This window comes from Actinosynnema sp. NPDC023658 (assembly GCF_040639995.1).
In the GTDB taxonomy this organism is placed as follows: Bacteria; Actinomycetota; Actinomycetes; order Mycobacteriales; family Pseudonocardiaceae; genus Actinosynnema.
The window spans coordinates 1-7860 of record NZ_JBFAAX010000270.1 but is presented as its reverse complement, the minus strand read 5'-3'; the positions used below and the strand labels follow the sequence as shown (position 1 = coordinate 7860).

The 7860-nt window shown below is 70.3% G+C and carries 7 protein-coding genes; 4 read left to right on the top strand and 3 right to left on the bottom strand.

What is annotated here, in order from left to right:
* Nucleotides 1–211: 211 nt before the first annotated feature.
* From AB0G02_RS23405 to AB0G02_RS23395, 3 genes are read right to left on the bottom strand one after another with little or no spacing between them, the layout of a single operon-like run.
* Nucleotides 212–1084 carry a carbohydrate ABC transporter permease gene (locus AB0G02_RS23405; protein WP_360797599.1) on the bottom strand — a complete coding sequence of 291 codons (873 nt, stop codon included), beginning with the start codon at nt 1082–1084 and terminating at the stop codon, nt 212–214.
* Nucleotides 1081–2049, bottom strand: a complete 969-nt coding sequence (locus AB0G02_RS23400) for a sugar ABC transporter permease (protein WP_360797598.1) — start codon at nt 2047–2049, stop codon at nt 1081–1083. Before AB0G02_RS23400 ends, AB0G02_RS23405 begins: the two co-directional genes overlap by 4 nt.
* Before the next feature lie 4 nt (nt 2050–2053).
* On the bottom strand, nt 2054–3352 hold the full coding sequence (locus AB0G02_RS23395; RefSeq protein ID WP_360797597.1) for an ABC transporter substrate-binding protein: 1299 nt from the start codon (nt 3350–3352) through the stop codon (nt 2054–2056).
* Nucleotides 3353–3511: 159 nt separating this feature from the next.
* Here AB0G02_RS23395 and AB0G02_RS23390 point away from each other — a divergent pair, with 159 nt between their 5' ends.
* The 4 genes from AB0G02_RS23390 to AB0G02_RS23375 all read left to right on the top strand — a co-directional run.
* The gene (locus AB0G02_RS23390) at nt 3512–5521 is read left to right on the top strand and encodes a beta-galactosidase (RefSeq protein ID WP_360797596.1); all 2010 of its coding nucleotides are present in this window, start codon (nt 3512–3514) and stop codon (nt 5519–5521) included.
* A gap of 1 nt (nt 5522) precedes the next feature.
* The gene (locus AB0G02_RS23385; RefSeq protein WP_360797595.1) at nt 5523–6320 is read left to right on the top strand and encodes a DeoR/GlpR family DNA-binding transcription regulator; all 798 of its coding nucleotides are present in this window, start codon (nt 5523–5525) and stop codon (nt 6318–6320) included.
* The gene (gene galT / locus AB0G02_RS23380; RefSeq protein ID WP_360797594.1) at nt 6317–7405 is read left to right on the top strand and encodes a galactose-1-phosphate uridylyltransferase; all 1089 of its coding nucleotides are present in this window, start codon (nt 6317–6319) and stop codon (nt 7403–7405) included. Before AB0G02_RS23385 ends, galT begins: the two co-directional genes overlap by 4 nt.
* Nucleotides 7406–7457: 52 nt before the next feature.
* Nucleotides 7458–7860 (top strand): hypothetical protein (locus tag AB0G02_RS23375; RefSeq protein ID WP_360797593.1); only part of this gene is annotated, 403 nt, incomplete at its 3' end.

Genomic DNA, 7860 nt, shown 5'->3' with positions numbered 1-7860 from the left:
GCCCGGCCCCGGTGGGCGGGGGGTTGTTCAACCTGGGCCACCCCGGGCGGCCCCGACCCCCCACCCCGCGAGAGTCCTACGTCCAGAGCGCGAGAGTCCTACGTTCACGCACCCTGAGTTCAACGCTCACGACGAACGGTGTTAGCCGTGAGCGTTGAACTCAGGTGCTCTGGACGTAGGACTCTCGGCGCGTGAACGTAGGACTCTCGGGTCAGCCCTTGGTGCTGCCCAGGGTCAGGCCGCCGATGAACTGGCGTTGCAGCACGAAGAAGACGACCAGCGTGGGCAGGGCGACCAGGAGCGAGCCCGCGGCCACCAGGTTGTTGTCCACGAAGAACGTGCCCTTCAGGTTCTGCAGCGCCGACGTGATCGGCATCTTGTCGCCGGTCTGGATCAGCACGAGCGCCCACAGGAAGTCGTTGTAGATCCAGGTGAACTCCAGCGTCGCCAACGCGGCCAGCGCGGGACGGCACAGCGGCAGGATCACCTGCCAGTACTGCCGGAACACGCCCGCGCCGTCGACCCGGGCCGCCTCGCCCAGCTCGACCGGGATGGTCTTCATGTAGTTGCTCAGCACGAACACGCAGAAGCCCGACTGGAACGCCACGTGGATCAGCACCAGCCCGAACTGCGAGTCCAGCAGCAGCTCGCTCTCGCTCAGCCACGACGGCAGCGGCGTGAGCAGGTACAGCCGGTACAGCGGCGTCACGATCACCTGCTGCGGCAGCAGGTTGCCCGCCGTGAACATCATCAGCAGCGCCAGGTTGAACTTGAAGCTGAACCGCGACACCCCGAACGCCACCATCGAGCTGAGCAGCAGCACCAGCACCAGCGCGGGCACCGTGACCATCAGCGTGTTCAGGTAGTAGTGCGGCAGGTCGGCCTGCGTCCACGCCGCGCTGAAGTTGTCGAGCGTCAGGCTCTCCGCGACCGAGAAGTACCCGTTGCGCGCGGTGTCGTCGTACGTGCGCAGCGACGCGTACAGCGCCCACACCAGGGGAGCTAGCGTGACCAGGCACGTCAGGACCAGGAAGGTGTGCAGCGCGACGCGCCCCCAGGGGACCCGGCGCTGGTGGACCGTCACGTCCGTTCCTCCTCGCGGAACACCTGGAACAGGTAGGTGATGATGAACCCGACCGAGATGAGCAGCAGCACCACGGCCAGCGCGGAACCCCACCCGATCCGGCTGGACTCGCCGATGATGTTGTCGGTCACCAGCACGGACAGCAGCTCCAGCCCGTTGCGACCCTTGTTGATCACGTACACGATGTCGAACGCCCGAAGGCCCTCGATCACGGTGACCACGAGCACCACCACGTTCACCGGCTTGAGCACCGGGAACGTGACCCGGAAGAACGTCTGCCGCGCGTTCGCGCCGTCCAGCGCGGCGGCCTCCTTCAACGCCGGGTCCACCGACTTCAGCCCGGCCAGGTACAGCAGCATGATGTAGCCGGTGTGCCGCCACCCGGCGGCGACGAGCACCGCGTACAGGTTGATGTCCGGGTCACCGAGCCAGTTCACCGGATCGGTGGACGCGATGCCCAGCACGTTGTTCAGCAACCCTTGCTCGGGCTGGTAGATGAGCTGCCAGATGAACCCGACCAGCGCCAGTGACAGCACCATCGGTAGGTACAGCGCGCTCTGGTAGATCCGCCCGAACCGCAGCTGCCGGTCCAGCAGCACGGCCAGCAGCAGCCCGGCGACGGTCGGCACGACGATCAGGAACAGCAACCAGATCAGGTTGTGCTGCAGTGCGGGCCAGAACCGGGGGTACCGGGTGAAGATGTCGACGTAGTTCCGGAAGCCGACCCACTCGATGTCCTCCAGCCCGCCGATGCCGTCCCAGGACGTGAAGGACAGCGCGACCGAGCCGAGCGCGGGCAGCCACACCAGCGCGAGGTGCACCAGCGACGGGATCCCGAGCATCAGGCCGAGCACGAGCTTGTCGCGCGGCGCGAGCGCGGTGGCGCGACGCCGGGGCCGCCGGGACGTCGGCGAGGAGGGTTCCGACGTCCCGGCGGGTTCGGGGGGAGACTGCAACGCGGTCACGCCGTCACTCCGTGAAGATCGTCTTCGCCTGGTCGGCCATGCCCTTGAGGATCGTGTCGACGTCGTCGGGGTTCTGGATGAACGCGTTGAGGCCGTTGGTCGCCGCGTCGCTGGCGAACCGCGGGTCGGTGTCGCGGTCGAGGAACTGCGTGATGTGCGCGGCGTCCTTGATGACCTGCGCGGACTTCTTCTGCAACGCCGTGTAGCCGGACGTGTCGGCCTTGCTGGACGTGGGGATCTGGCTCGGGTCGGCCTTGAGGTAGGCCAGCTGCGCGGCGGGCGTGGACAGGTACTCCAGCAGCTTGCGCGCGCCTTCGGCGTTGCCGGGCTTGCGGGACATCATGAAGCCGTCGATCGGGGCCTCCACGGTGTCCTGGCCGTACTCGGGGTTGATCTCCGGGTACGGGAAGAAGTCCAGGTCGTCGAGGTCGGGACCCTTGAACTGCTGCGCCACGAACGAGCCGAGCAGGTACATGCCCGCCTTGCCCTGCTGGAGGGACTGCGCGGCCTCCTGCCACTCCCGGCCGAGGGCGTTCTCCTGGTGGAACGGCAGCAGCCGCTTCCAGGTGTCGAACACCGCGCGGACCTTGGCGCCCTGCCAGTCCTCCTTGCCCGCCATCAGGTCGACGTGGAACTGGTAGCCGTTGATGCGGAAGTTGAGCTGGTCGAACGTGCCCATGCCGGGCCAGCCCTGCTTCTGCGCGAACGCGATCGGCACGAGCCCGTCGGACTTCATCTTCGTGGACAGCGCGACCAGCTCGTCCAGCGTCTTGGGCTGCTCGTACCCGCGCTGTTGCCACACGCTCTTGCGGTAGAACATGCCCCACGGGTACTGGACGAACGGGATCAGGTACTGCTTGCCGTCCGAGGCGGTGGACGCCTCCTTCAACGCCGGCGCGTAGCCGTCGGAGACCTTCGACCACACCTCGCTCAGGTCGCCGGTCAGGCCCTTCTCGGCGAAGAACCGCATCCGGTAGCCCGCGAACCAGGACAGCACGTCGTCCGGCTTGCCCTGGAGGTAGTTGTTGATCTGCTCCTGGTACTGCTCGTGCTGCTTGGTGTTGATCGCGACCTTGAGGCCCGACTCGCCCTCGAACGCCTTCAGCACCGCGGTGATCGCGTCCTTCGGCACCTGGTCGGACTGGTTGTTGCCGAACGAGACCGTGTCGGTGGCCGTGCCCCCGCCGTCGGAGCCGCACGCGGCCAGGCCGGGGACGGCCGCGACGCCCGCGCCCGCGATCATCGCCTTCAACAGGGCTCGACGGCCCATCAGCGGGTGGGGGCTGGCGGAGAACCTGGTCATACGTCGCTCCTCCGGGTGACACCTGGCGGTGGTCAAGTGAACAAAGAGTCAACAAGAGGACTCACAATGTGGGCTGAGCCACACGGAATGTCAAGGTATTCGAGGGGTTTTGTTGGAGTGTGTTGACGTTGGCGTCGCAGATCGACCACTCTTGTGCCCATGACGACTTGGCCCACCGGAGTGCGCGGCGTGGCGTGGGGCGCCGACTACAACCCCGAGCAGTGGCCGGAGGACGTCCAGGTCGAGGACGTCGAGCTGATGCGCCGGGCCGGGGTGAACCTGGTGAGCGTGGCGATCTTCTCCTGGGCACTGCTGGAAGTGGAAGACGGGCGCTACGAGTTCGGCTGGTTGGACCGCGTGCTGGACCGTTTGCACGACGGCGGCATCCGCGTCGACCTGGCCACCGCGACCGCCTCGCCGCCGCCGTGGCTGACCGCGGCGCACCCGGAGGTGCTGCCGGTGACCGCGGACGGCGTGCGGCTCTCGCACGGCTCGCGCCAGGCCTACTGCCCCAGCTCGCCGGTCTACCGGGCCAAGGCCGTCGCGCTGGCCCGCGCGCTGGCCGAGCGGTACCGCGACCACCCGGCGCTGTCCGCCTGGCACGTCAACAACGAGTACGGCTGCCACGTGTCGCGCTGCTACTGCGACCGCTGCGCCGAGGCGTTCCGGACCTGGCTGCGCGACCGCCACGGCAGCCTGGACGCGCTCAACGAGGCGTGGGGCACGGCGTTCTGGAGCCAGCACTACACCGCGTGGGACCAGGTCCTGCCGCCGCGCGCCACGCCGTCGTTCGGCAACCCGGGCCAGCTGCTCGACTTCGACCGGTTCGGCTCCGACGCGCTGCTGGCGCTGTTCACGGCCGAGCGGGACGTGCTGCACGAGGTCACCCCCGGCGTGCCCGTCACGACGAACTTCATGGCGATCCGGCACTTCTCCGGGCTGGACTACTGGCGGTGGGCCGCCGAGGTCGACTTCGTCTCCAACGACCACTACACCGGCGCCGAGGACCCCGAGCGGCACGTCGACCTGGCCTGGTCCGCGGACCTCGTGCGCGGTCTGGCGGGCGGGCGGCCGTGGTTGCTGATGGAGCACTCCACCTCGGCGGTGAACTGGCAGCCGCGCAACGTCGCCAAGCTGCCCGGCGAGCTGCGCCGCAACTCGTTCGCGCACCTGGCGCACGGCGCGGACGGCACGCTGTTCTTCCAGTGGCGGCAGTCGCGCGCGGGCGCGGAGCGCTACCACTCGGCGATGGTGCCGCACGCGGGCGCGGACACGAAGGTGTTCCGCGAGGTCGAGCAGGTGGGCGCCGAGTACGGGCGGATCGCGGACATCGTCGGCTCGACCGTGGACGCGTCGGTGGCGGTCGTCCTCGACTACGAGTCGTGGTGGGCGCTGGACCGGCCCGGGCACCCGACCGCCGACTTCCGCTACCAGGAGCACGTGTTCGCCTACTACCGGGCGCTGTGGCGGGCCGGGGTGACGGTGGACTTCGTGCCGCCGGGCGCGGACCTGTCCGGCTACCGGCTGGTCGTCGTCCCGGCGCTGTACGCGGTGGACGACGTGACGCCGTACGAGCGGTACCTGGAGGGCGGCGGGAACCTGCTGGTCAGCTACCTGTCCGGGATCACCGACACGCGCGGCCACGTGCACCTCGGCGGCTACCCCGGCGCGTTCCGCGAGCTGCTGGGCGTGCGGACCGAGGAGTTCCACCCGCTGCGCACGGGCCAGTCGGTGCGACTGGACGACGGCACGTCGGCCACCGTGTGGACCGAGCACGTGCACGCCGACGGCGCGAAGGTGCTCGCCTCCTACGCCGACGGCCCGCTGCCCGGCGTGCCCGCCGTCACCCGCAACGACCGCGGCGAGGGCGTCGCCTGGTACGTGGCGTGCGGCCTGGACGGCGACGGGCTCGACCGGCTGGTGGCGACCGCACTGGCGGATTCGGGCGTCGAACCGACCGGCGGACCGGCGAACGGTGGCGTCGAGGTGGTGCGTCGGCGCGGTGGTGCGGCCGGGTCCGCCGTATCGTGGCTGGTCGCGGTGAACCACGGGGACGGCGACGCCGAGCTGCCCGCCGCGGGTGTCGAGCTGCTGTCCGGCGCGCGTGCGTCGGGTCGCGTGGTCGTGCCCGCCGGCGGCGTGGTCGTGGTCAGGGAAGAAGAGGTGTGACGTGCTGGCACGCCAGCGACAAGCGGTGATCCTGGAAGAGGTCCGCCGCACCGGCGCGGTGCGGGTGAGCGACCTGGTCGTCCGGCTGGGCGTCTCGGACATGACCGTGCGCCGCGACCTCGACGTGCTGGCCGCGCGGGGCCTGGTGGAGAAGGTGTACGGCGGCGCCACGTCCGTGGTGGGCCGCAGCACCGACGAGCCGGGCTTCGAGGCGAAGTCGGTCCGGCAGCTGCCCGAGAAGGAGGCCATCGCCGCGTTCGCCGCGGGCCTGGTGCGCCCCGGCACGGCGATCGGCCTGTCCGCCGGCACCACCACGTGGACGCTGGCCCGGTTCCTGGAGGACATCCCGGACCTCACCGTGGTGACCAACTCGATCCGGGTGGCCGACGTGCTCCAGCAGGGCGGCCGGACCGACCGCACGGTGGTGCTCACCGGAGGGGTGCGCACGCCGTCGGACGCGCTGGTCGGGCCGGTGGCGGTGCAGGCGCTGCGGTCGCTGCACCTGGACGTGGTGTTCCTGGGCGTGCACGGCATGGCCGAGCGCTCCGGCTTCACCACGCCGAACCTGAACGAGAGCGAGACCGACCGGGCCCTGGTCGACGCGGCCGGCCGGGTGGTCGTCGTGGCCGACCACACCAAGTGGGGCACCGTCGGCATCTCCACGATCGCCGCGCTGGACGAGGCGGACGTGCTGGTGACCGACGAGGGGTTGCCCGAGCCCGCCCGCGCGGTGCTCGGCGAGCAGGTGGGCGAACTAGTCCTGGCGCACGTGCCGGGACGCGGAGAGGAACTGGCGTGAAGCGCACGGCGGGGAAACTTGCCGATGGTCGCGAGATCATCTACTTCGACGACACCCCGGACGCGCCGCCGCGCGACGCGGTGGACACGCGGGACCTGCCGCGCACCCAACCGCTGTCGGAGGTGCGGCGCGACCCGTTGACCGGCGAGTGGGTGGCCATGGCGGCGCACCGGCAGACCCGCACGTACAAGCCGCCCGCCGACCTGTGCCCGCTGTGCCCGTCGACGCCGGGCAAGCCGACCGAGATCCCCGAGTCGAGCTACGACGTGGTGGTGTTCGAGAACCGGTTCCCGTCGTTCGCGCAGGGCGTGCCGGACGTGCCGTCCACTGTGGATGGCATGCCGATGGTGGCGCGGGCGGCCGGGCGCGGCCGGTGCGAGGTCGTCTGCTTCACCTCCGACCACAACAAGTCGTTCGGGGCGCTGCCCGCGTCCCGGGTCCGCACGGTGGTGGACGCGTGGGCCGACCGCACGGCGGCGCTGAACGCGATGCCGGGCGTCGAGCAGGTCTTCCCGTTCGAGAACCGGGGCGAGGAGATCGGCGTCACCCTGCACCACCCCCACGGGCAGATCTACGGCTACCCCTTCGTGACCCCGAAGACGGAACGGATGCTGGCCGCCGCAGCGGACTACCAGGCGTCACACGGCCGTCCACTGATGGGTGACATTTTGGCCGCCGAACGCGAGGTCGGCACGCGGGTCATCGCGGAGAGCGAGCACTGGACGGCGTTCGTGCCCGCGGCCGCCCGCTGGCCGGTCGAGGTGCACCTCGTGCCGCACCGCCAGGTGCCGGACCTACCTGCGCTGACCGACGCCGAGCGGGACGACTTCGCAGGGCTCTACCTGGCCGTGCTGCACCGCCTGGACGCCCTCTACGACCGGCCGCTGCCCTACATCGCGGCCTGGCACCAGGCGCCCGTGCGCACCGGCCGTGACCTGGCCTGGTTGCACCTGGAGGTGTTCTCCATCCTGCGCACGGCGGACAAGCTGAAGTACCTGGCGGGCTCCGAGTCCGGCATGGGCGTCTGGGTGAACGACGCGACGCCGGAGCAGATCGCGGAGAGGCTGCGCGCGACTCACAACTGATGCCCAGTTTCGTTTAAGGCTCTTCTCAGGCGGGCACCGCACAGTTGTGGACATGACCGAGAACGAGCAGCCGGACCGGCCTCCGCAGTCTCAGCAGCCCCAGCCGCAGAGCCCGTGGGCGCGAGGTGGCACCGGTCCCGGTCATGACGACGCCGGCTTCCAGCAGCAGGGTGCTGGTCGGCCGGAGGTGACCGACGGGTCGGCGGCAGGGGTCGACCGGTCGGACGTCGGGCCGGCGGGTGCTTCGCAGGGGAGCACCGGCCGCCCCGTCGAGCCGGACGGCTCGCTCTACCCGGACAGCGTGAGCACGACCGCTGCGGGTCACCACCAGAACTTCGGCTCCCCGGCCGCTCACGCGAGCGCCGGCGAGCCCGTACCCGGGTCGCCGGCCGCCCATCGCGGCGCCGGTCACCCGGAGGACTTCCGCTCGCCGGCCGCCACGCAGGGTGCCGCCG

Excerpts from the sequence above, each read along its gene's own strand:
- AB0G02_RS23395 (WP_360797597.1), bottom strand. The coding sequence starts at position 3,352 with ATGACCAGGTTCTCCGCCAGCCCCCACCCGCTGATGGGCCGTCGAGCC.
- AB0G02_RS23390 (WP_360797596.1), top strand. The coding sequence starts at position 3,512 with ATGACGACTTGGCCCACCGGAGTGCGCGGCGTGGCGTGGGGCGCCGAC.